This is a genomic window from Pseudomonas sp. W2Aug9 (genome assembly GCF_023127755.1).
In the GTDB taxonomy this organism is placed as follows: Bacteria; Pseudomonadota; Gammaproteobacteria; order Pseudomonadales; family Pseudomonadaceae; genus Aquipseudomonas; species Aquipseudomonas synxantha_A.
The window spans coordinates 558,884-582,551 of the sequence record NZ_SPKL01000010.1 but is presented as its reverse complement, the minus strand read 5'-3'; the positions used below and the strand labels follow the sequence as shown (position 1 = coordinate 582,551).

General features: G+C 61.1%; 20 protein-coding genes. 12 read left to right on the top strand and 8 right to left on the bottom strand.

Annotation, left to right across the window (positions count from 1 at the left end; genetic code table 11):
• Window positions 1-28: 28 nt before the first annotated feature.
• Together E3O56_RS09490 and E3O56_RS09485 are read left to right on the top strand one after the other, a co-directional pair.
• Window positions 29-700: a hypothetical protein gene (locus E3O56_RS09490; RefSeq protein ID WP_005785817.1), complete on the top strand. Its 672-nt coding sequence runs from the start codon at window positions 29-31 to the stop codon at window positions 698-700.
• Window positions 701-806: 106 nt separating this feature from the next.
• Complete coding sequence (locus E3O56_RS09485; protein WP_248128126.1) at window positions 807-2,420, top strand: NAD(P)/FAD-dependent oxidoreductase; 1,614 nt, start codon at window positions 807-809, stop codon at window positions 2,418-2,420.
• A gap of 123 nt (window positions 2,421-2,543) precedes the next feature.
• Here the strand turns inward: E3O56_RS09485 and E3O56_RS09480 are convergent, their stop codons facing one another.
• Complete coding sequence (locus E3O56_RS09480; protein ID WP_032877343.1) at window positions 2,544-3,638, bottom strand: PLP-dependent cysteine synthase family protein; 1,095 nt, start codon at window positions 3,636-3,638, stop codon at window positions 2,544-2,546.
• A 215-nt stretch (window positions 3,639-3,853) separates the two neighbouring features.
• Here E3O56_RS09480 and nhaA point away from each other — a divergent pair, with 215 nt between their 5' ends.
• Entirely contained in the window at window positions 3,854-5,029 is a 1,176-nt protein-coding gene (gene nhaA, locus E3O56_RS09475) for a Na+/H+ antiporter NhaA (RefSeq protein ID WP_005785813.1), read from the top strand.
• A 75-nt stretch (window positions 5,030-5,104) separates the two neighbouring features.
• On the opposite strand, the gene E3O56_RS09470 is transcribed toward nhaA, so the two are convergent.
• The 6 genes from E3O56_RS09470 to dinG form a co-directional block, all read right to left on the bottom strand.
• On the bottom strand, window positions 5,105-5,569 hold the full coding sequence (locus E3O56_RS09470) for a glycine zipper 2TM domain-containing protein (protein WP_003189251.1): 465 nt from the start codon (window positions 5,567-5,569) through the stop codon (window positions 5,105-5,107).
• 264 nt (window positions 5,570-5,833) lie between these two features.
• A complete protein-coding gene (pdxH, locus tag E3O56_RS09465) occupies window positions 5,834-6,481 on the bottom strand; it encodes a pyridoxamine 5'-phosphate oxidase (RefSeq protein ID WP_148852411.1) in 648 nt (215 codons plus the stop codon).
• Between the two features lie 27 nt (window positions 6,482-6,508).
• A complete protein-coding gene (locus tag E3O56_RS09460) occupies window positions 6,509-7,654 on the bottom strand; it encodes an OmpA family protein (RefSeq protein WP_005785808.1) in 1,146 nt (381 codons plus the stop codon).
• Window positions 7,655-7,796: 142 nt separating this feature from the next.
• Window positions 7,797-8,942, bottom strand: a complete 1,146-nt coding sequence (locus E3O56_RS09455; protein WP_032881067.1) for an EstA family serine hydrolase — start codon at window positions 8,940-8,942, stop codon at window positions 7,797-7,799.
• Window positions 8,943-9,024: 82 nt separating this feature from the next.
• A complete protein-coding gene (locus E3O56_RS09450) occupies window positions 9,025-11,322 on the bottom strand; it encodes a beta-galactosidase (RefSeq protein WP_103733461.1) in 2,298 nt (765 codons plus the stop codon).
• Between the two features lie 88 nt (window positions 11,323-11,410).
• On the bottom strand, window positions 11,411-13,555 hold the full coding sequence (gene dinG / locus E3O56_RS09445; RefSeq protein WP_005785803.1) for an ATP-dependent DNA helicase DinG: 2,145 nt from the start codon (window positions 13,553-13,555) through the stop codon (window positions 11,411-11,413).
• Window positions 13,556-13,654: 99 nt separating this feature from the next.
• Here dinG and E3O56_RS09440 point away from each other — a divergent pair, with 99 nt between their 5' ends.
• A complete protein-coding gene (locus E3O56_RS09440; protein ID WP_032877347.1) occupies window positions 13,655-14,119 on the top strand; it encodes a CopD family protein in 465 nt (154 codons plus the stop codon).
• A 458-nt stretch (window positions 14,120-14,577) separates the two neighbouring features.
• Here E3O56_RS09440 and E3O56_RS09435 read toward each other — a convergent pair whose 3' ends face one another.
• Window positions 14,578-15,336 carry a collagen-like protein gene (locus tag E3O56_RS09435; protein ID WP_078820485.1) on the bottom strand — a complete coding sequence of 253 codons (759 nt, stop codon included), beginning with the start codon at window positions 15,334-15,336 and terminating at the stop codon, window positions 14,578-14,580.
• Window positions 15,337-15,524: 188 nt separating this feature from the next.
• Here E3O56_RS09435 and E3O56_RS09430 point away from each other — a divergent pair, with 188 nt between their 5' ends.
• The 8 genes from E3O56_RS09430 (at window position 15,525) to E3O56_RS09395 (ending at window position 23,663) form a co-directional block, all read left to right on the top strand.
• Window positions 15,525-16,022 carry a DUF6231 family protein gene (locus E3O56_RS09430; protein WP_032877349.1) on the top strand — a complete coding sequence of 166 codons (498 nt, stop codon included), beginning with the start codon at window positions 15,525-15,527 and terminating at the stop codon, window positions 16,020-16,022.
• A 4-nt stretch (window positions 16,023-16,026) separates the two neighbouring features.
• Window positions 16,027-16,497 carry a YchJ family protein gene (locus tag E3O56_RS09425; RefSeq protein WP_248128125.1) on the top strand — a complete coding sequence of 157 codons (471 nt, stop codon included), beginning with the start codon at window positions 16,027-16,029 and terminating at the stop codon, window positions 16,495-16,497.
• 21 nt (window positions 16,498-16,518) lie between these two features.
• Window positions 16,519-17,001 carry an LEA type 2 family protein gene (locus tag E3O56_RS09420; protein WP_005785795.1) on the top strand — a complete coding sequence of 161 codons (483 nt, stop codon included), beginning with the start codon at window positions 16,519-16,521 and terminating at the stop codon, window positions 16,999-17,001.
• Entirely contained in the window at window positions 16,998-17,198 is a 201-nt protein-coding gene (locus E3O56_RS09415) for an SEC-C metal-binding domain-containing protein (RefSeq protein ID WP_003189235.1), read from the top strand. The genes E3O56_RS09420 and E3O56_RS09415 overlap by 4 nt, the downstream gene beginning before the upstream one ends.
• A 162-nt stretch (window positions 17,199-17,360) precedes the next feature.
• Window positions 17,361-19,802 carry a penicillin acylase family protein gene (locus tag E3O56_RS09410; protein ID WP_248091023.1) on the top strand — a complete coding sequence of 814 codons (2,442 nt, stop codon included), beginning with the start codon at window positions 17,361-17,363 and terminating at the stop codon, window positions 19,800-19,802.
• Window positions 19,803-20,001: 199 nt separating this feature from the next.
• Entirely contained in the window at window positions 20,002-21,006 is a 1,005-nt protein-coding gene (locus E3O56_RS09405; RefSeq protein ID WP_032877352.1) for a ligase-associated DNA damage response exonuclease, read from the top strand.
• The gene (locus E3O56_RS09400; protein WP_216090839.1) at window positions 21,003-22,637 is read left to right on the top strand and encodes an ATP-dependent DNA ligase; all 1,635 of its coding nucleotides are present in this window, start codon (window positions 21,003-21,005) and stop codon (window positions 22,635-22,637) included. Before E3O56_RS09405 ends, E3O56_RS09400 begins: the two co-directional genes overlap by 4 nt.
• A gap of 246 nt (window positions 22,638-22,883) precedes the next feature.
• Complete coding sequence (locus E3O56_RS09395) at window positions 22,884-23,663, top strand: transporter substrate-binding domain-containing protein (RefSeq protein ID WP_005785784.1); 780 nt, start codon at window positions 22,884-22,886, stop codon at window positions 23,661-23,663.
• The last annotated feature ends 5 nt before the right edge of the window (window positions 23,664-23,668 follow it).

Sequence of the window (23,668 nt, the reverse complement as noted above, 5' to 3'; positions counted from 1 at the left end):
GGCGGCACTTGTTTTGGAGACCCGATCAATGCGCGCCGCTCGTACTCTTGCACTGCTTGCCCTGCTGCCCCTGTTCACCGCTTGCCAGATGTTCGAGAGCGAGCCGGCCAAACCGTCTACTGCCGGGCTGACCCGTATGCAGGGTGAGTTGACCGCTGTGGAGGGCAAATTGTTGTTCCAACCGTGCGGCGACAAACGCAACTATGTGGTCAACGACACCGGCGGCACCAGCATCCTGCAGGAAGCCGCGTCCCTGGCCGGCCAGCAAGGCGCGTTGTTTGCCGACCTGCGCGGCAAGTTTTCCGGGGTTGCCAGCGGCACCCAGGGTTCGCTCGACCTGCAACAACTCTATCGCGTAGAGCGCTCGACCTCAGCCTGCGACGATCCGGACTTCAAGCGCATGATCCTGCGCGCCAACGGCCATAAGCCGGCCTGGGCAATGAATGTCACAGCCAAGGGCATGGTGCTGGAACGCGAAGGCCAGCCACCGCTGGCGGTGCCCTACGTCGAAGAACAACTGGGCGATGGGCGCTTCAACCTGATGACCGAAGCCAATAACCAGCACATCGAACTGTGGGTGGCGCCCCAGCGCTGCGTCGACAGCGTGAGCGGCAGCCTGCAACACATGAGCGCCGAGTTGCGGGTGAACGGCCAGGTGCAGCGTGGCTGCGCGGCGTTTGGCGGCTCCCGGGACGACTGATTGTGCCTTGGGCTGTTTTAACCTGACGGAAAACCACCTTTGGGGCTTATAATCGCCGGTTTGCAAAACAGCCGGCCTCCTTGCCCGCCGCCTACCGGATCCTGTCATGTTACGAATCACCGAACTCAAGCTGCCCATCGACCATCCCGAAGAAGACCTGCGGCCTGCCATCGTGCAGCGCCTGGGCATCGCCAGTGATGACCTGCTCGATTTCACCCTGTTCAAACGCAGCTACGACGCCCGTAAAAAGTCGTCGGAGCTGTGCTTCATCTACACCGTCGACCTGAACGTCAAGGGCGAAGCCGCCCTGCTGCTCAAGTTTGCCGATGACCGCAACGTCAATCCCGCGCCGGATGTCAGCTACAAGCTCGTGGGCCAGGCGCCGGCAGGCTTGGTTGAACGGCCGATCGTGGTGGGTTTTGGCCCCTGCGGGATCTTCGCCGGGCTGCTGCTGGCGCAGATGGGCTTCAAGCCGATCATCCTCGAACGCGGCAAGGAAGTGCGCCAACGCACCAAGGACACCTGGGGCCTATGGCGTAAAAGCGTGCTCAACCCCGAGTCCAACGTGCAGTTCGGTGAAGGCGGTGCCGGGACCTTCTCCGACGGCAAGCTGTACAGCCAGATCAAGGACCCGAAATTCCACGGCCGCAAAGTGCTGCACGAGTTCGTCAAGGCCGGTGCACCGGAAGAGATCCTCTATGTCAGCAAGCCGCATATCGGCACTTTCCGCCTGACCGGCGTGGTAGAGAACATGCGCGAGCAAATCATCGCCCTGGGCGGTGAAGTGCGCTTTGAACAACGGGTCACGGATGTGTTGATCGAAGACGGACAGTTGAACGGCGTGGTCATCGACGGCGGCGAGCAGATCCTTTCCAGGCACGTGATTCTTGCCCTGGGCCACAGTGCCCGTGACACCTTCCGTATGCTCCATGATCGCGGCGTGTACATGGAAGCCAAGCCGTTCTCGGTGGGTTTCCGTATCGAACACCCGCAGTCGCTGATCGACGCCGCACGCCTGGGCAAATACGCAGGCCATCCGAAACTGGGCGCAGCGGACTACAAGCTGGTGCACCACGCCAAGAATGGTCGCTCGGTCTACAGTTTCTGCATGTGCCCTGGCGGTACCGTGGTGGCTGCGACCTCAGAACCGAACCGCGTCGTGACAAACGGCATGAGTCAGTATTCGCGTAATGAACGCAACGCCAACTCCGGCATCGTGGTCGGCATCACCCCCGAGGTGGATTACCCGGGCGGCCCGCTGGCCGGTATCGAATTGCAGGAGCGCCTGGAGTCCCACGCCTATATCCTCGGCGGCAGCAACTACGAGGCACCGGCGCAACTGGTGGGGGACTTTATCGCCGGCAAACCGTCCACTGCCATCGGCAGTGTGGAGCCGTCCTACAAGCCCGGCGTGTCAATGGGCGACCTGGCCCTGGCCTTGCCGGACTTTGCCATCGAAGCCATCCGCGAAGCGTTGCCGGCGTTCGAAAAGCAGATCAAAGGCTATTCGCTGCACGATGCAGTGTTGACCGGCATCGAGACTCGCACTTCGTCACCCTTGCGCATTACCCGCGATGAGTCGATGCAGAGCCTAAACGTCAAAGGCCTGTTCCCGGCCGGGGAAGGCGCGGGTTACGCCGGTGGGATTCTGTCGGCAGGTGTCGACGGGATTCGGATTGCCGAGGCGTTGGCGCGGGATATGTTGGGCATCGAAGCCTGAGAACACTGTAGTGAAAAATGTGGGAGGGGCTTGCTCCCGATAGCAGTGGTTCAGTCACAGTATTTTTGACTGACACACCGCAATCGGGAGCAAGCCCCCTCCCACATTTTGATTTGCGCCGGGTCAGATATTGGCGCGCAGGATCGTTTCGGGCAGCGACTCGCCCTGCTCGACACTCGCAGCCACCGCCGCGATCAAGCTCTCCAGCTCATACCCCTGCCCCGCCAACCACGCCTGATCGTAATAGGTCGTGGCATAACGCTCGCCGCCATCACACAAGATCGCTACGATCGAGCCCGATTCTCCCGCCGCTTTCATCTGGTGCGCTGCTACCAACGCGCCGATCAGGTTGGTCCCGCTGGAACCTCCGACCCGTCGTCCCAAACGCCCAGCCAGGTAATGCATCGCCGCCAATGACAAGGCGTCTGGCACCTTGACCATCGCATCAATCACCGCCGGCAGAAACGACGCCTCGACACGCGGGCGACCAATCCCTTCGATTCGCGAACCACACTCCAGGCGCAGGCTGGCGTCGCCGCTCTGGTAGAAGTCGAAAAACACCGAGCGCTCGGCATCGGCACACAGCACGCGGGTGCAATGCTGGCGATAACGTACGTAGCGGCCCAGTGTCGCGGTGGTGCCGCCAGTGCCGGGGCTGGAAATCAACCAACTGGGCTCCGGGTGCTGCTCGAAGCGCATCTGCTGGAAGATCGATTCGGCAATGTTGTTGTTTGCGCGCCAGTCGGTAGCACGCTCGGCGTAGGTGAACTGGTCCATGAAGTGACCACCACTTTCCTGGGCCAGGCGTTCGGATTCGGCGTAGATCTGCGTCGGGTCCTGAACCAGATGGCTCTTGCCACCGTAAAAGGCGATCTGGGCGATCTTTTCCTGGGAGGTGGTGGCCGGCATGACGGCAATGAACGGCAACCCCAACAGGCGAGCGAAGTAGGCTTCAGAGATGGCTGTGGAACCGCTGGACGCTTCGATCACCGGGGCGCCCGGCTTGAGCCATCCATTGCACAGCGCGTACAAAAACAGCGAGCGAGCCAGCCGGTGTTTCAGGCTGCCTGTGGGGTGGCTGGATTCGTCCTTGAAGTACAACTCGATGCCGGGCAACCCAGGTAACGGCAACGGGATCAGGTGGGTGTCGGCGCTCCGCTGGAAGTCCGCTTCAATGATGCGAATGGCTTCGCGGGCCCAGGTACGGTGGTCGCTCATGGTGGACTCTCTAAGGTTTTCAGCCTGAATCTTAAGATGTTTCGTACACCTCACACAGATACAGTACCGACTCAATTTGACACACAACTGCTAGTCTTTTACGCATCTACAACCCGACTCATCTCTTATAACAAATAAGAATATAACTTTTGTTTTAACAACTAACTGTACGGGTTAGGGTACCCACCTATTGAACCTCAAATGGAGAGCATCCCTTGCCTCTGCGTAGCACTTTTACTCGTTTCTTCCAGCTGGAAGCCGCCAGTGGTCTGTTGTTGATCGCCGCTGCCGCTTTGGCGCTGATCATCAACAACTCACCGTTGTCGCACCTGTACAACGCGTTTCTCGATACACCTGTGGTTGCCCAGGTCGGCGCGTTGAAAATCGCCAAGCCGGCACTGCTGTGGATAAACGACGGCCTGATGGCTCTGTTTTTCCTGCTGATCGGCCTGGAGGTCAAACGCGAACTGCTCGATGGTCACCTCTCCAAGCCTTCCCAGGTTGTGCTGCCCGGCGCAGCGGCCATCGGCGGCATGGTGGTGCCGGCGCTGATCTACTGGGCGCTGAACAAGGACAACCCGGCCGCCCTCGCCGGCTGGGCGATCCCGATGGCCACGGATATCGCGTTCGCTCTGGGCGTGCTGGCACTGCTGGGCAAGCGCGTACCGGTGTCGCTGAAGTTGTTCCTGATGACCCTGGCAATCATTGATGACCTCGGCGCCATCATCGTCATCGCGCTGTTCTATTCCGCTGACTTGTCCGGCGCGTCCCTGGCGGGCGCGGGGGCTTGCTTGATTGCCTTGATTGCGATGAATCGCCTGGGCGTGATCAAGCTTGGGCCTTACCTGATCATCGGCCTGATCCTGTGGGTGTGCGTACTCAAGAGCGGTGTGCATGCCACACTGGCCGGTGTGACCCTGGCATTCTGCATTCCACTGCGCACCCGGAATGCCGAAACCTCACCGCTGCTGACCCTGGAGCACGCCCTGCACCCGTGGGTGGCCTACGCCATCCTGCCGTTGTTCGCGTTCGCCAATGCCGGGGTTTCCCTCACCGGCGTGAGCCTGGAGAGCTTCACCCATTCCGTGCCCATGGGCATCGCCGCCGGCCTGTTGATCGGCAAGACCATCGGTGTGTTCGGCCTCACTTGGCTGGCGATCAAGACTGGTATCGCGTCCCTGCCCAGCGGCGCCAACTGGGGTCAGGTTCTTGGCGTGGCTGTTCTGTGCGGTATCGGCTTCACCATGAGCCTGTTTGTCGGCTCCCTGGCGTTTGTGCCGGGTGCCAGCGAGTTTGCCGGTGAAGACCGCATGGGGATTCTGACCGGATCGATCCTGGCAGCCTTTATCGGGTATGCGGTGACGGCGATGGCGAGTCGCAAAAAAGCCTGAGCCCCTGGGAAAGCAGCATAAAAAAACCCCAACCGGTCACCCGGTTGGGGTTTTCTTTGCCCGATTACTTACCGCTTAGCGAGTAACGCGGCTGGTACCGTCAACGGTCATGATGCGTACGCGGTCACCGATGCGGAAGATTTCATTTTCCTGCACGGCTTGTACGTAGGCGCGCATGCTGCCGTCGTCTTCGCGCACGGTGATTTCCACGCCCTGGGTGCGGGTCAGGCCTTCTTCGGTGGCCGAGCCCAGCAGGCCGCCCGCGACCGCGCCGATTACAGCGGTGACGATGCTGCCACGGCCGCCACCGATGGCGCTGCCGCCAACACCACCGATGACTGCGCCAGCAGCGCCGCCGATTGGGGTCTTGGTGCCTTCGATTTTCACCGGACGCAGGGATTCGATGGTACCCATGCGCACGGTCTGAACGCGACGCGCCTCATCACGGGAGTACGAGTCGCCGGTCAGACTCGAGGCGCAGCCACCCAACAGCAATGACAGGGTGGTAAAGCAGGCAACTAGTAAAACGGACTTACGCATAGCATCAACTCCAAAGGACAGGTATTCATTAAACGCTGTGGCTTGGCGCCTGTCACGGCAAGCCGGGCAGAAAATTGCTTTCATTCAGCCTGAGTACAGACTGCCAGCACCAGAAAACACGACCAACGGTAGCCTAACTGTGGTGCGCAACGGTGCCATCAGTTGCTTGATCATTGTAGCCGCACAATCAAAAGCGCCGAAGTCTCCTGAATAGAGACGTCGGCGCAATGGGCATGATTCAGGCGCAATGACGAAAGGTGACGCTCAGGGCGCCAGACGCTCGCGGATCCATTGAGCGTCTTGTACACGATAGTTGAGACGATCATGCAGGCGGCTGGCGCGGCCCTGCCAGAACTCGATGCGCTCGGGCAGCAAACGGTACCCACCCCAATGCTCGGGGCAATCGGGCTGGGTATCGCTGAAACGCTGTTCGGTGGCCTTGAGCAGATCGTGCAGCTCTTCACGGTCACGAATGACCCTGCTCTGCGGGGATGCCCAGGCGCCGAGGCGGCTGCCCAACGGGCGCATCTGGTAATAGGCATCCGACTCTTCAGGGGTGACCTTGACCACGCGCCCTTCAATACGCACCTGGCGTTCCAGGGTCGGCCAGAAGAACGTCATGGCCGCAAACGGCCGCGCCGCAAGTTGCTCACCCTTGGCGCTCTGGTAGTTGGTGAAGAAGGTAAAGCCCTGTGCATCCAGGCCCTTGAGCAACAGGATGCGACAGTGCGGGCGACCGTCCTGGTCGACCGTCGCCAGGGTCATGGCATTGGCCTCCACCGGCGGCTGTTCGGTTTTCACCGCGTCGCCAAACCATTGGTGGAACAACGCAAACGGCTCGCCGGGGGCCTGGGCCTCGCTCAAACCGTCCCGTGTGTAGTCACGGCGCATATCAGCCAGTGCCTGGGTCATGCGGCTTTATCCTTATGGTTCAACGGCTCAGTTTTTCGCCTGGTCGTTCGAAGCGGGTGCAGCAGCCTTGGCTTTGGTTGCAGCCGGCTTCTTCGCAGCAGGTTTGGCCGCGGCCTTTTTAGCCGCTGGCTTGGCGGCCGCTTTCTTGGCCGGAGCCTTCTTGGCTGGTGCTTTTGCCGCTGGTGCCGGGGCTGGAGCATTCTGCACGGCAACCATTTCAGCAACCGGTGGCGTCTTGCCCGAATTGTACTGGCTCAGCAGTGCAAGCATCGTTGTACGCTGAGTGAACATGATTTCCATGCGACGATTCAGCGCACGCCCCTGGTTGCTGTCGTTGGCGGCACGCGGCATAAGGTCGCCCATGCCACGCAGCATCAAGCGGTCCTGCTTCAAACCACTGAGGCTGAAGATCGAAGCAATCGACTGCGCACGCTCCTTGCTCAACGCCTGGCTCGCAGGAGCGCTGCCGGTGGCATCGACGTGGCCCAGAACCAGTACGGCGGTCTTGGGATCAGCCTCAACGGCCTTGGCCACACGAGTGAACGGGCCCAAAGTCACCGGCAGCAGCATCGCCGGACGCTTCGGGTTGTAGGAACCGTCTACCGGGGCAATCACGACCAGCACGTTGTCGCGACGCTCCAGTTGCAGCGAACTGCCCTTGATGGCCTCGCGCAGGCGTGGCTCGTAGTCGTCCAGCCAGGCTTGGGTGATTTTCGGGTCAGGCATTGGCACATTGGTCACGTCGACCTTGGCCAACGGCTTTGGCTTGCTTTCGAACGGCCACCACCAGCGGGGTTCGGCGTCGGTCTTGGCGACGACAGGTGCCGCGTCCGAAGTCGGGGTTGCGGCCTTCAGGTCGGCTTTCAGGTCGGCCTTGGCATCGGCGGCTTTTTCTTCGGCACTCTTGGTGGAGAACGGCCACCAGCTGTAGCCGGTATCAGCCTTGGCGGGCGAAGCAGGTGCAGCAGCAGCGGCGACAGGTTCAACAGGCTTGGCGCCGGCAGCTGGTTTGGCATCCGGCTTGGCGTCGGTTTGGGTCACTGCGTCCTTGGTCGCAGCCTTGTCCGATCCAAATGACCACCAATGCCCACCTTCGGCATCATTTTGTGGAGTTTGTGCGCAACCTGTAATAGTGAGGCACAGCGCCAGTGCCAAGGACTTGTTCGATAACATGAGATATCCACAAAATGAGAAAAAACCAGGGGGCCTGATGACCCGTTAAACAGACGCTTAAAGAACATTCAAGTTACAACATGTCGTTCAGCATCTTTTTATACTTGCCTTTGTAACAAAAAATTGTGAAACAGCAAGGGGTTTATAGACAACCGGCCAATATTCCGACCAACTTCTGCGCACGCGGGTCCATAAGTACGTAAGGGCCCAGGGTATTAGTCACAAAACCGAACGCTACATCATGTTCAGGGTCGGCAAAACCCACTGAGCCCCCTGCGCCGGGATGCCCGAAAGCACGTGGCCCGAGGCCGAACGTGGCATTGGGCAGCTGCGGTTGATCCAACATGCAGCCCAGGCCGAAACGGGTTTGGGTCAATAAGGTTTTATCCGGCCCAATACTGTGTTCACGGGTCAATTGTTCGAGCATGTCGCTTTCCAGCAAACTACCGTCCAACAAACCGCTATAAAACCCGGCCAGGCTGCGCGCATTACCGTGACCATTTGCCGCGGGCTGCTGCATGCGTCGCCATTCGGGCTTATTAGTACTGGTCAGAATAGACGGTGGATTGGCAAATGCCCGTGTGGTCATCGCCGCCGGTTCGCGCATCATTACTTGAAGTAACCGTTGCGCGGCCTCATCCCCCATATTGCCCTTGCTGCGCGCTATATGGGCCACCCGATAAAACTCTGCATCCGCCAGGCCAACGTGGAAGTCCAGCCCCAGCGGCCGTGCGACCCGTGCCACGATCGACTCACCCGGCCCGCGCCCATCGGCGCGGCGCAACAGTTCGCCGACCAGCCAGCCGTAGGTAATCGCCTCGTAGCCATGACCCTCGCCTGGTGTCCACCACGGCGCCTCGGCCGCCAGGGTGTCGACCATCAGTTGCCAGTCATACAGGGCTTCGGTAGGCAGCATTTCGCGGATGGCCGGCAGCCCGGCCTGGTGGCAGAGCAACTGGCGCAATGTGATCGCCTCCTTGCCCGCCGCCGCGAATTCCGGCCAGTAGTCAGCCACCGGTGCATCAAGCTTGAGCTTGCCCTCGGCCACCAGTTGCAAGGCAGTGACAGCCGTGAAGGTCTTGGTGCAGGAGAACAGGTTGACGATGGTATCACTGTGCCAGGCTTCGGCTCCGTCCTTGTCGGCAGTACCGGCCCACAGATCGACGACGGTTTGCCCGCCTACCTGGATGCACAGCCCGGCACCACGCTCCTGGGGATCATCGAACAATGCGGCAAAGGCTTCGCGTACCGCTTCGAACTGCAGCTCGTAATGACCCTGAATCTGCACCTGATTCCCCTCGCAAAGCACCATGAAAAGTGGCCGCCATTCTTTCAGCCATTGTGGGTTTTGTGAACCCGTCAACGACGAATCAATGACCGTTGCCGGAGTGCCCACCGGCATGTCCAGCGCCCTGCCCTGCGCCTTTGCCGCCCTGCCCCTGCCTGGCGCCTTCACTTTCACGCGCCGTGCGGGTCGCCTTGGCTTTTTGCGCCTCACGGCCCAACTGGTCGACCGCCGCAAGGTTGCTCTTGCGCACACTGTCAACGAAGCCCTGGAAAGGTACATCGGTGATGCCGACAAGGCCGAAATGGCCATTTTCGCCATCCAGCAGACGCCCGGTGACCGGCTGGTCCAGGTACTGGAACCAGTGCACGCCAACAATCGACGGCTCGGCCATGGCCTGCTTGAGGAACGTGGCGTACGCCGTACCGCGATCTTCTTCGCGGGCCAATTGCGTCACGCCGCCCCAGAACGGGCCACGGTCGGCCGAGCCGAAGTTGAATTCGGTGATCAACACCGGTTTGTCCAACGCACGCAGGGCGGCGAAGTCATAACCGTCCTGGGGTTTTAGGGTGTACATGTTGAAGCTCAACACATCGCAATACTGCGCGCACGACGCCACTGCTTCCGGGGTGCTCACGGCAAAACGGCCGCCCAGCAACAGTTGATTCGGCGCGTGCCACTTCAGCGAGTCGGAAATGGTCTTGAAGTAAGCGTCGGCGAAGGTCTTCTGGAAGTACTTGAAGTCAGCTTCGATTTCCGGGTGTTCAGGGCTGGGCATCGGTGGTTCGAAGCCTGGGTCTTCCATCAGTTCCCAACCCGCCAGTTGAATGCCCCAGGCTTTGGACAGACCTTCTTCGTTGCGATATTTGTCACGCAGCTGCTTGAGGAAAGCGCGCTTGGCCGGAACATCGGTGGTCATGCGCAGGGTGCCGTAAGCCAAGGCGTAGCGGGATTTTGCATCGTCGCCAGGACCGGCCCAGGCCAGTTCGTTGTCGGCAAAAAAGCCGATCAACCACGGATCGTCGCGGTGATCACGAGCGGCGATGGCCACGGCGCGTTCGGTGGCCATCGCGAAACGTGGATCGAACGGATCGGGCATACCGCCCCACCAGTCGGTGCCGGTGCTGATGCTCGCGTAGTCACCCACAATCGACAGCGGCAGGGTATAAGGCACGCGGTCGGCAGTGGCCAGGTCCTCGTCGCTCCAGTTGCCCACGGTATTGAAACCCCAGGCTTGCAGACGGTCCAGGGTGTGCGTCACCCAGCGCTTCTGGTCCAAACCCTCGCCGCCGTAAGTGCGCTGCAGGTTGGCGCCATAAAAGTCATACCAACGCCCCGAACCAAAGCCGCGACCTTCGCCGGCACCGTTGCCGGTGCGGTTATCGCTGCTGCCGTAATACTTGTCGAAGGGTTCGCCGGCCTTGGGCAACGCCGCGAACATCCACTCACGCCCTGCCACGTAGGTCTGGCTGTTGTCCGCAGCCACGGTGTTGACCCCCAGTGAATAGAACGGATGACCTTCAGGCGTCACCAGATACCAGCGGCCGTCGCGCTTCTCTGTGCGGAAAAAGCCGCTGGAATCGAACGCCGGGCCTTTGTTCCAGCCGCCGTATTGGTCCAGGGAGGATTTGTCTCGCTCAGCCAACCAGGTTTTGAGCTGCTGCTGCTCTTTGGCAGCCGACGCCTTGAGCTGCTCGTCGCTGCTGACCTTTTCCGGCCAGCGCGCCCGGGTGGACTGGCCAAAAGCATCGACCAATTCGCTGTAGGCGGCCTTCGTTACCGGCTCGCTGTCCTGCACGCCAAAGCGCTCCAGCAGGATGCTTTGGGCGGCATTGGGCTTGATCATCGACAGGGTCACCGACACCACCTGGCTGCGGTCGATTTCGCCGGCACTGCCGGCCAGCAATACGCGCTGGCCATCCACGGTCATCGGCATCGGCGGACCAGCCTTCATGCCCTGGCTCAGTGGCGAGTTGGCTTGTAATGGTACCAGCAGGGTCTGCGCAGGCCCGGCCGGCAAGTCGATGCGGCTGACCAGGGTCTTGCCGTCGGCGCTCTGCACCTTGACGTAGAGGGTCAGTGCCCAGTTCATCGCGCTCTGGATACGCAGGCTCATGGCGCTCGATTGCGACCAGTCCCACACACCGGATTGCGGGCTGAGCACCAGGCTTGGCTCGGCCGCCGGGTTGAAGGTGATACGGCGCAGCACCTCGCCTTCGGGAGTTTGTTCGGCGTTGTATTGGGGCAGGCTGGCGTCCTGAGTCGCCACCTTGACCACATCGGCAGGCCGGACGAAGTTGAACAGCGTTTGTTGCCCGGCAGGCGCGGCCATCAACGGCGCAGCGAACAGCAAGGCAAAAAGAGCGGGCAGCGTGCGAATCATACGAACAAGGTTCTCCCAAACGGCCGGTGAATGGCCTGGTGATAGTGATGAGATAGACCACAAAGTGGGCGAATTCGCCCACGGAGGTTTAAGAAATTTCGCGCCTGAACGGCGGCAACGCATTGAGGATAGCTTTGCCATAGCGTTGGGTGACCAGGCGGCGGTCAAGCAAGGTGATGGTGCCGCGGTCTTGCTCGGTGCGCAGCAAGCGCCCGCAGGCCTGCACCAGCTTCAATGAGGCATCCGGCACCGAGATTTCCATGAACGGGTTGCCGCCACGGGCTTCGATCCATTCGGCCAGTGCGGCCTCGACCGGATCATCGGGCACCGAGAACGGGATCTTGGCGATCACCACGTGTTCGCAATAAGCGCCAGGCAAGTCCACGCCCTCGGCAAAACTTGCCAGGCCGAACAATACGCTGGAATCACCGCCGTCGACCCGCGCCTTGTGCTTGTTCAGGGTTTCCTGCTTGGACAGGTTGCCCTGGATAAACACCTGTTTGCGCCAGTCGCGATCGAGGCCATCGAACACGTCCTGCATCTGTTTGCGCGACGAGAACAGCACCAGGGTGCCGCGCGAACCTTCCACCAGTGACGGCAGATCGCGAATGATCGCCGCCGTGTGGGCCGCCGCATCCCGAGGGTCAGCCTTGAGGTCCGGTACGCGCAGCACACCGGCATCGGCATGATGAAACGGGCTCGGTACCACAGCGGTAACGGCCTTTTTCGGCAAACCGGCGCGCATACGGAAGCGATCAAAGGTGCCCAGGGCGGTCAGCGTGGCCGACGTCACCAGGCAGCCGTAGGCCACGTTCCACAGGTTGCGACGCAGCATTTCAGCGGCGAGGATCGGGCTGGCGTTGACCTCGATATCAAACAGCGCACCGCTTTCCGACAGGGTAAGCCAACGGGCCATGGGCGGGTTGTCTTCCGGATCTTCCACGGTGAACGCGGTCCACAGCTCCCAGTTGCCCTGTGAGCGGGACAACAGGCTGCCGAACAGCGGGTACCATTCCTCGGCCTGGTTGCTGGCAATGCCGATATTGACCTCGCCGTCCATGCCTTCCTTGAGCAAATCCGTAAGGCGGGTGAACAAGTCGGTCAGGCGTGAAAAGCCTTTCTTCAGCTCGATGCCCATTTCGCGCATGTGCTCGGGGATCATGCCGCCAACAAAACGGTGGCGCGGGCGCTCACGGCCCTCGACGTCTTCGCCGGGCTTGAAGTCGGCCACCTGTTCGCAGGCGCTGAACATGAATTGCTGTTGGGTCTTGATCTCCCGCGCCAGCTCCGGCACCTGCTCGATCAGCTTGCCCAGGTCGCCGGGCAGCGGATGCTGGGCCAGCAACTTGGTGAGGTTCTTGGCAGTGGTTTCCAGCCAGTCGGCAGTGGAACGCAGGCGCGTGTAATGGGCGAAGTGGCCGATGGCTTTGTCCGGCAGGTGGTGGCCTTCGTCGAACACATAAAGCGTGTCGCGTGGATCGGGCAGCACCGCGCCGCCGCCCAGTGCCAGGTCGGCCAGCACCATGTCGTGGTTGGTGACGATGACATCCACCTTGCCCATGCCTTCGCGGGCCTTGTAGAAGGCGCACTGGCCGAAATTGGGGCAATGGCGATTGGTGCACTGGCTGTGGTCGGTGGTCAGGCGCGCCCAGTCGGAGTCTTCCAGGGCGGTGGGCCAGCTGTCGCGGTCGCCGTCCCATTTGTTGCCGGCCAGTTTCTCGATCATGCTGGTAAACAGCTTCTGGCTGGCCTCGTCGACCTCGATCTTGAAGCCTTCTTCTTCGAACAGCGACGCGGTGGCGGTTTGCGCATGGCCTTCCTGCAGCAACACGTCGAGCTTGGACAGGCACATGTAGCGGCCACGGCCCTTGGCCAGGGCGAAGGTAAAGCTCAAGCCGCTGTTGCGCATCAGGTCGGGCAAGTCTTTGTAGACAATCTGCTCTTGCAGGGCGACGGTGGCGGTGGCGATTACCAGGCGCTTGCCGGCGGCCTTGGCGGTGGGGATCGCGGCCAGGCTGTAGGCCACAGTCTTGCCAGTACCGGTGCCGGCCTCGACGGCCACAACCGCAGGTTCGCCCTCGCGGCGACCTTCGTCATCGGTGTCGATATCCCCGAGGACTTTCGCCACTTCGGCGATCATCAGGCGTTGGCCGTAGCGCGGTTTCAAGCTCTTGGCTTCGAGAAAACGCGAATAGGCGCCCTGGATCGTGGTTTTGAGTTCAGTGCTGATCATGGATAGTCGGGCGCAAAAAACGCTGGATAAATTTTCAGTGGTTCGGATCGGCCGCTATCATACCCCGCTAATTAATCCCGCGCAGAACGGAGTACCACAATGACCGCGTTTAGCCTCGCTTACACCCTGCATGTACTGGCCGCCCTGATTTGGGTCGGCGGTATGTTTTTCGCCTGGATGATCCTGCGACCCGCCGCCATGGCGGCCCTTGAGGGCCCTGCCCGGCTCAAGTTGTGGGCAAATGTGTTTCAACGTTTTTTTGTGTGGGTGTGGGTCGCGGTCGTGATTTTGCCGATCAGCGGCGTTGGTTTGCTGCAACTGCGCTTCAACGGTTTTGAAACTGCACCGCGCTATGTGCAGGTGATGATGGGGTTGTATCTGGTGATGACCGCGCTGTTTATCCGCATCCAGGCGTTGAAGTTTCCTGAACTGAAGGCCGCGGTGGCGGCTGAGGATTGGCCGGCGGGCGCGGCTGCGTTGGGGCAGATTCGCAAGTTGGTGGGGGTTAATTTGATTGTGGGGTTGGTGGTGGTGGCGATTGCTTCGGCCCGGCCGATGTTCTGAGGCGAGGCTTGCATCGCCATCGGGGTGTGGATATCTACACAACTACAGTTCGCCGTACCCAACGGTAACCACGATGCGAAGCGAGCCGCTCTTGATCTTGATCTGCTTTTGATCTTAAGCGCCCCGTCAAACCACGCTGGCCGGAATTCGACAGGGATTTGGGGGGTAAACCGGCAGGGATGCCGGTTTAGCCGCCCCGCGCCATGGATGGCGCGTGGCGGCGGCCCCCCAAATACCTGGCGGATTACGGGCACACCGAGCCTGAGCGAGGTGCCGAGTGGTGGGGCAAGAGCGCTTTGGTTACTTTCGTCTGGGCCGGCATTCCGGCTTTTCGAAAGTGACCCGCCGTAAGGGCGGAACCAATAGCAGCCGTTACCCAAATAACGGATATGTACTCGGTCTGATCCAGCATCCTGGTCGGCCCTAAGGCCGCCATCGGGAGCACCAAAACAGTCGACTCAGAGCCGCTGAATAGTCACCGCCCCCGCAGGCCCAGCCGGCCCCGGCTGCCCTTCAAGCCCAGGCCTGCCCTTGTCGCCACCATCGGCGCGGTACACCAGGCAGCCCTTGGACTGCCCACCCTTGCCAGGTTTACCCGCCACGCCAGGCAACCCACCGGCACCGCCGTCCACCCAGACCTTGATTTGCTCAATCGGGAAGTCCTGCGGCAATTCCAGGCGTACCTGTGCGCCGGCGGCGCCCGGCAGGCCGTCACCGCCGTTGTCACCGTTAAACCCGCGCCCGGCCGAACCCCAGGTGCAGCCTGGGTCCACGCCGTTGGCGCCATCCAGGCCCGCGTACCCTTGGGCACCGGCACCGCCGCGGGCGTCTACCGACAACGCTTCAGCAGTGAGGGAATTGATCCGCAAGGTCAGGTCACGCCCAGCCTTGGCAGGTTTTTCATGGGTGCCGGGGGCGCCGCGGGACGTGATCTGGCTACCCTGCTCCAGTTGCGCCTGGCGCACTTGCATTTGCAGCGCGCTAGCGCCGGGAACAATGGTGATGCGTGCGTCACGCCCCAGGTGCAACTCATCCACAGTGACCTGACTGATAGTGGCCGGAATCAGCAAAGTGCCATAGTCCGCCACGTCCAGGCGCTCAAGCTGCAACACGCTGGTACTGCTGGGCAGGCGCATCAACGAGTTGGTTTCGACACTGACGCTCTGGGCCAGGGCAATGGGGCTGACCAACAGGGCCAACAGAAAAACCTTACGCATCATGGGGCTCCTGAGTACTTTCAAATTTTTCTTTGAGCGCACAGTAACGACTTCTACCGGCGATTTGCCAGTGAAGGATCAAAAAACTTCCGCAGGTACGGTACAAGCCGCCGTGGCGTTGACCGCAATGTCCTAGGCTCGCACGCCCAGCCGCGCTAGTCTCTACCGTCCTGATGTGAGGATCTGCAATGACCGCTGGAATTTCTTCCCGTACACCCCAGCAAGCCCTGGCTGCCCTGCTTGAATTGCACCAGCCCAAACGCCTGCTGTTATTGGGCGCCAGCCAGTTTCCGGCGCTGGAGGCGTTTAAAACCGCGCACCCGGATGTGAACGTCTGTGTCGCCGCACCTGGGCCACTGCCTGCCGAACTGGCAGCGCAGCGTTTTGATTTGGCGCTGGTAGTCGATTGCCTTGAACACTTGCCCAAGCCTCAAGGTCTGACGCTTCTGGGCGGCATTCGAAACCTCAATGCCAGCCGGATCGCGGTGCTGGTCGACCTGCGCGCCTGCGAATGGAAGGACACCGACTTCTTTTCCCTGGCCCTGCAAGCCGGCGAGCGATTCCAGCGCGATGAGCAAGTTCTGACGCTGTTTACCTATGATCTGCTTGACTATAAACAAGTGCCCGACTGGCTCAACGCACGCTTCTGGGCCAACCCGGAGAATTTTGGAAAGTATTGGTGGTAACCCGATGAGTACATCCATTTGCCCGTGCGGCAGCGGCAATCTGCTGGATGCCTGCTGCGGCCATTATCACGCCGGCCACCCGGCGCCCTGTGCCAGTGCGTTGATGCGCTCGCGCTACAGCGCCTATGTGCTGGGCCTGGTCGATTACCTGGTGGCCACCACCCTGCCCGCGCAACAGGCCGGTCTGGACCGCAACGCCATCGCCGCCTGGAGTGCGCAGAGCACCTGGCTGGGCCTCGAGGTGGAAAGCTCCGAGGTCTTCGGCGGCCAGCCGGAACACGCATTCGTCACCTTTACTGCGCGCTGGCATGACAGCACCGGCGAACATAGCCACCGCGAGCAGTCTTCTTTCGTACAGAATGAGGGGCGCTGGTACTTCATCGACCCTACGGTGGAACTGAAGGCCGGGCGTAATGACCCGTGCCTGTGCGGCAGTGGGCAGAAGTTCAAGAAGTGCTGTTCCAGCTACCTTTAATTCACTCACAGGGATAACGCCATGCTTCGGATTTATAGCTTGATGCTGGCGTTAACCCTGGGCCTGACCGGCTGCGCCTCGTGGTTCGAAGATGACTCGCCGCCACCTCACGTATCGCTGGTGAAGGTCGAAGTCGTGCGCGCCAAGCTGCTGGAGCAGAAATTCAAACTCTACTTTCGCGTGGACAACCGCGACGATGCCGACCTGACCGTGCGCGGCCTGATCTACAAGGTCACCCTTGGCGATCTGGTGTTGACCGAAGGCGAATCCAATGAATGGCTGACCGTGCCGCCGCGCGGTCATAAAGTCTTCCGGGTCTCGGTACGCACCAACCTCTGGCCGCGCGTACGCGATGTGGTGCAGATGCTGAAAAATCCCGAGCGCCCCGTGCCCTATCGTCTGGAGGGCGAGCTGAAAACCGGATTATTCATCGGTAATGACGTGCAGGTGGCTCACAATGGCGAGATAATCCCCGGCGATTTTATTCCGGAGCAACATCGATGACTCAGCAACCCCATGTCCATGGTCCTGACTGCAACCACGATCACGATCACCATGATCACGACCACGGCCATGTCCACGGGCCGAACTGCGGCCACGCTCACCAGGAACCGGTGCGCAACGCCTTGAAGGATGTTGGCCGCAACGATCCGTGCCCGTGCGGCAGCGAGAAGAAATTCAAGAAGTGCCATGGCGCATAAGCCGCACTGATGATCAAAATGTGGGAGGGGGCTTTCTCCCTCCTACATTGATTTGCACATAGCTTGAGCACTCACGCAATTACACAACTCCCGCTTGCGTCGTTTCGCCGCGCTCACTAACGTAGCGCCTTTACTGACGCTACCCCCCGCAGGAGCTTTGCCATGGCCTCGCCAGCCCTCTTACACTTTCTTCCCCGGTTCGGCGTTGCCGCGGCAGTGGCCAGTGCCTTGGGCCTGGCGGGTTGCCAGCTCCAGAACACCCAGGACACCCTGCCACCCGTGGCTGGCGTACAGCCAATCAAGGGCCTGGCACAGAATGTATCGATACGCCGCAATGCCCAAGGCATGCCGCTGATCGAAAGCAACACCTTCCACGACGCGCTGTTCAGCCTTGGTTATGTGCACGCCAGCGACCGCATTACCCAGATGGTCACCTTGCGCCTGCTGGCACAGGGCCGCCTGGCGGAAATGTCCGGGCCGCAAGTGCTGGATGTCGACCGTTTCATGCGTGCGGTCAACCTCAAGAAAAGCGCGGGCGAGCTGTACAACGCCTCGTCGCCGCGCCTCAAGCGCTTCTTTGAAGTGTATGCCCGGGGCGTCAATGCCTACCTGTTCCGCTATCGCGACAAGCTGCCGGCGGACCTGGCCCAAAGCGGTTACACACCCGAATACTGGAAGCCGGAAGACTCGGCGCTGCTGTTCTGCCTGCTCAATTTCAGCGAGTCGAGCAACCTGCAGGAAGAGATTTCGTCCTTGGTGCTGGCGCAAAAGGTCGGCGTCGACAAACTCGCCTGGCTCATCCCAAGCGCGCCGGACGAAGCCGTGCCGCTGGCCGAGGCCGACAAGCTCAAGGGCGTGAACCTGGGGCAGATCAGCGGCCTCGCCGCCCTGGACACGGTAAGCCAGCAGTTGAGCGGCCTCAACACGCTCGGGGTCACCACCTCAAGCAACTGGGCCATCGCCCCGCAACGCAGCCGCAGCGGCAAAAGCCTGCTGGCCAACGATATCGCCGCCACGCCACAAGCCCCGTCGCCATGGAGCTACGTGCAGATTCGCGCGCCTAAATATCAGGCCGTGGGTGCTTCGATCGCTGGCCTGCCGACCCTGCTATCCGGTTTCAACGGCAAGGTGGCGTGGAGCATGAGCGCGGTCAAGGGCGACACCCAGGACCTGTTCCTGGAGAAGGTCAAGCGCCAGGGCAACGCGTTGTACTACGAGAACAACGGCAAATGGCTGCCGGCTGGCGTGCGCAACGAAACCTTCTTTATCAAGGGCCAGCGCTCGATTCGCGAAACGGTGTACGAAACCCGTCACGGCGCGCTGCTCAATAGCAGCCAGGCCCTCACCAGCGGTCTTGGCCTGGCCCTGCAGACTGCCGACTTCAAGGAAGACAAGAGCCTGGACGCGTTCTTCGACCTGTCCCGTGCGCAAAACGCCGGCAAGGCCTCGGACGCCACTCGCGAGATTCGCGCCATCGCGTTGAACATGATCTTTGCCGACGCCAGCAATATCGGCTGGCAAGTCACCGGTCGCTTCCCCAACCGCCGCGAGGGCGAGGGCCTGTTGCCATCGCCGGGTTGGGACACGCGCTTTGACTGGGACGGTTATGCCGATGCGATGCTGCACCCCTACGACCAGGACCCGGCCCAGGGCTGGATCGGCACGGCCAACCAGCGCACCGCACCGCGTGGCTACGGGATGCAGTTGTCCAACTCCTGGGACGCACCGGAGCGCAGCGAACGTCTGGCGCAATTGGCCGGTGCCGGCAAGCATGACAGCCGCAGCCTGATTGCCATGCAATACGACCAGACCACGACCTTCGCCGCCAAGCTCAAGAGCATGTTCCAGGCCCCGGGCATGGCCCAGCCGCTCAAACAGGCAATCGACGCCCTGCCGCCAGCGGAGCGCGCCAAGGCTCGCGAAGCACTGGAGCGCCTGATGGCATTCGATGGTCGCCTTGCGCCAACCTCGGCTGACGCGGCGATCTACGAGCTGTTCCTGCAGGAAAGCGCCAGGCAGATTTTCCTCGACAAACTCGGCCCGCAAGGCAGCGCCAGCTGGAAAGCCTTTGTCAGCAACGCCAGCCTGTCCTACTCAGCCATCGCCGACCACCTGCTGGGCCGCGAAGACAGCCCGTTCTGGGATGACACGCGGACCGCGCAAAAAGAAGACAAACCGGCGATCCTGGCCCGCACGCTTGCCGCCGCTATCACTGCCGGTGACAGCCAACTGGGTGCCGATCACAAAGCCTGGCAGTGGGGCAAGCTGCACAGCACCACCTGGAAAAACACCAGTGGCCAGGTGATTCGCGGTCCCTTCGCCAGTGGTGGCGACCACAACACCTTGAACCCGGCGCCGTATAACTGGGGTGAGGATTTCAACACCACCCAGGTATCGGCGCTGCGCATGATCATCGACTTCGGCCTGGCCGAACCCATGCTGGGCCAGGGCGGTATCGGCCAGTCCGGCAACCCGGCCAGTCCGAACTATGCCAACGGCATCGACCCGGCGCTCAAGGCGCAATACCTGAGCTTCCCGATGCAGCCGCAGAACTTTGAAAAGGTGTATGGCAAGATCAGGTTGACCCTGACGCCCGGCAAGTAACCCGGTTTCCCAGCAGAAACCGAATCCAAATGTGGGAGGGGGCTTGCTCCCGATAGCGGTGTGACAGTCAACACATTCGTTGACTGAACTCTGCTATCGGGAGCAAGCCCCCTCCCACATTTGGATCCCATGCATTCAGATAGAACTTCTACACCCAGCCCCGCCTCATAACTAACAAGCCCATCTCCCCGGTCACCCCATGGACCTCGTCATCGCCCGCCCCGAAGGCCTCTATTGCCCTGCGGGTGATTTCTATATCGACCCCTGGCGCCCGGTGGAGCGCGCCGTGATCACCCACGCCCACGGCGATCATGCGCGCACCGGCAACCAACATTACCTGGCCGCGGCACCCGGCGAAGGTATCCTGCGCTGGCGCCTGGGCCAGGACATCAACCTGCAAACCCTGGCCTATGGCGAGCAGTTGGTGCATCACGGTGTTACCTTGAGTTTCCATCCAGCCGGTCACGTGCTCGGTTCGGCTCAGGTGCGCCTGGAATATCAGGGTGAAGTCTGGGTCGCGTCCGGCGACTATAAGGTCGAACCCGATGGCACCTGCGCGCCTTTCGAGCCGGTGCGTTGCCACACCTTTATCACCGAATCCACTTTTGGCCTGCCGATCTACCGATGGCAGCCCCAAGCGCAGATCTTTGCCGGGATCAATGACTGGTGGCAGGCCAATATCGCCACTGGCAAGGCCAGCGTGCTGTTCTGCTATTCCTTCGGCAAGGCCCAGCGCATTCTGCATGGCCTCGACGCCAGCATCGGTCCGATCCTCAGCCATGGCGCCGTCGAGCCGTTGAACCGGGTCTACCGCGAGGCCGGCATCTACATTCCCGAAACCCTGTATGCCGGGGATTTCAAGAAGACCGACCCGTTGCTGCGCCAAGCCTTGATCATCGCCCCGCCCTCCGCCGGCGGCAGCACCTGGATGCGCCGTTTTGGCGACTACAGCGACGCCTTCGCCAGCGGCTGGATGCGCCTGCGCGGTACACGGCGCCGGCGTGGGGTGGATCGCGGCTTTGTACTGTCAGACCATGCCGATTGGCCCGGGCTGTTGTGGGCCATCGAACAAACCGGCGCCGAACGGGTGATGGTTACCCACGGTTCGGTCGGCGTACTGGTACGCCACCTGCGAGAAAAGGGCCTGGACGCCCAGGGCTTCAGCACCGAATACGGTGACGACGAAGAAGAGGCCACGGCATGAAAGCCTTCGCCGAGCTGTACGCCAACCTTGACGCCACCACCTCCAGCAATGCCAAGCTCGCAGCCCTGCAAGCCTACTTTCTGCAAGCGCCGCCGGAAGATGCGGCATGGGCGGTGTACTTCCTCTCCGGAGGGCGACCACGGCAACTGGTGCCCACACGCTTGCTCAGGGATATGGCGACTGACGCGGCGAGCATCGAGCCGTGGTTGTTCGAAGAGAGCTACCAGTCCGTAGGCGACCTGGCCGAAACCATCTCCCTGCTGCTCCCCGAATCGACCTACAGCTCTGAAGACGGGCTTGCCGTGTGGCTGGAAGAAAAACTGCTGCCGCTGCGCGGTCTATCGCCCATGGACCTTGCCGCGCGCCTGCCGGCGCTATGGGCGCAACTGGATCAACCGAGCCTGATGGTGTGCATCAAGTTGATCACCGGCAGCTTTCGCGTCGGCGTCTCCAAGCTGCTGGTTACCCGCGCCCTTGCCGCCATGGCCAATCTGGATAGCAAGCGCGTGGCGCAGCGGTTGGTGGGCTATACCGACCTGTCCAACCGTCCTACAGCCGAGGGTTATCTCAAGCTGATCGCTGCCGAATCATCCGACGAACATGCACAACGTGGCGGGCAGCCGTATCCGTTTTTTCTCGCCCACGGGCTGGCGCAACCCGTCGAGCAATTCGACAGCCTGCTCGGCCCCCCCGCCGACTGGCAGGTGGAATGGAAGTTCGATGGCATCCGTGCGCAGTTGGTCAAGCGCGAGGGGCGCCTGTGGATCTGGTCACGAGGCGAAGAGTTGGTGACTGAGCGTTTCCCCGAGCTTCACAGCCTGGTCAGTGGCCTGCCCGACGGCACGGTGATCGATGGCGAAATCGTGGTGTGGAAAGACGCGGTGCAACCCTTTGCGCTGCTGCAACAGCGGATCGGTCGCAAAACCCTGAGTAAAAAGGTGCTTGAGGATGCGCCCGTCGCCGTGCTCGCTTACGACCTGCTGGAGTATCAGGGCGACGACTGGCGCAACCACATCCAGGCCGAGCGCCGCACGCAATTGGAACAGGTGATCGCTGTGTGCAACCAACCGGTGCTGTTGCCTTCGCCGCTGATCGAGGGGCCAACCTGGGCAGCGCTGGCGACCCAACGCGAAGCCTCTCGCAGCCTTGGTGTTGAAGGCATGATGCTCAAGGATCGCAAGGGCCTGTACGGTGTGGGCCGCACCAAGGACATGGGCCTGTGGTTCAAATGGAAGGTCGACCCCTTCAGCGTCGACGCCGTGTTGATCTACGCCCAGCGCGGCCATGGCCGGCGCGCCAGCCTGTACAGCGACTACACCTTCGCGGTATGGGACGGCCCGCCGGGCAGCGAGCGCACGTTGGTGCCGTTCGCCAAGGCCTATTCCGGGCTGACCGACGAGGAAATGCGCAAGGTCGATGCGATTGTGCGCAAAACCACCGTGGAGAAGTTCGGCCCGGTCAGCAGCGTGACGCCAAGCATGGTGTTTGAATTGGGGTTTGAGGGTATCGCCCTGTCCAAGCGGCATAAGAGCGGGATTGCGGTGCGGTTTCCGCGCATGTTGCGCTGGCGTCAGGACAAGACGGTGGAAGAGGCTGACAACCTCGCCACACTGCAAGACCTACTGACTTGACATAAATCCCTGTGGGAGGGGCTTGCTCCCTCCCACATTGGGATCCCCACAGACCTGCAATGGTGCACTAACTTTCAGATGCCCATTTTCGGGCATCTCCTACACTCAGCCTTGCCCTATCCCACCTTTTAAAAAGCCCATCCGGAACTATGGTGCAGAAATTGCTACTTGTGCTGCGTCTGACACCGTTCAGTAACAGTCCTAAACGCGCCACAAGCGCTTATCTTGGTTTCCAGGGAATACATAATGAAAAAAGCATTGCTGACCCTTTCTGCACTGGCTCTGTGCATGGCCGCTGGTGTCGCTACCGCCAAGGAATACAAGGAATTGCGTTTTGGTGTCGACCCGTCCTACGCACCGTTCGAATCCAAAGCCGCCGACGGCAGCCTGGTAGGCTTCGATATCGACCTGGGCAATGCAATCTGCGCGGAGCTGAAGGTCAAGTGCAAGTGGGTTGAAAGTGACTTCGACGGCATGATCCCAGGCCTCAAGGCCAACAAGTTCGATGGCGTGATTTCGTCCATGACCGTAACGCCGGTGCGCGAAAAGGCAATCGACTTCTCCACCGAGCTGTTCTCCGGCCCCACGTCGCTGGTGTTCAAGAAAGGGGCTGGCTACTCGACACCTGAGTCCCTCAAGGGCAAGTCTGTGGGCTACGAGCAAGGCACCATCCAGGAAGCCTACGCTAAGGCCGTGCTGGACAAAGCCGGGGTAACCACCAAGGCCTACGCCAACCAGGATCAGGTGTATGCCGACCTGACCTCCGGCCGCCTCGACGCGTCGGTGCAGGACATGCTGCAAGCCGAACTGGGCTTTCTCAAGTCGCCGGCTGGCGCCGGTTATGAAGTCAGCGCCGCCATCGACGACCCGTTGCTGCCGTCGAAAACCGCTGTCGGTATCAAAAAAGGTAACACTGAACTGAAGGCGCTTTTGGATAAAGGTATCAAAGCGTTACACGATGATGGCACCTACGCCACCATCCAGAAGAAACACTTTGGCGATTTGAACCTGTACAGCGGCAAATAATGCCT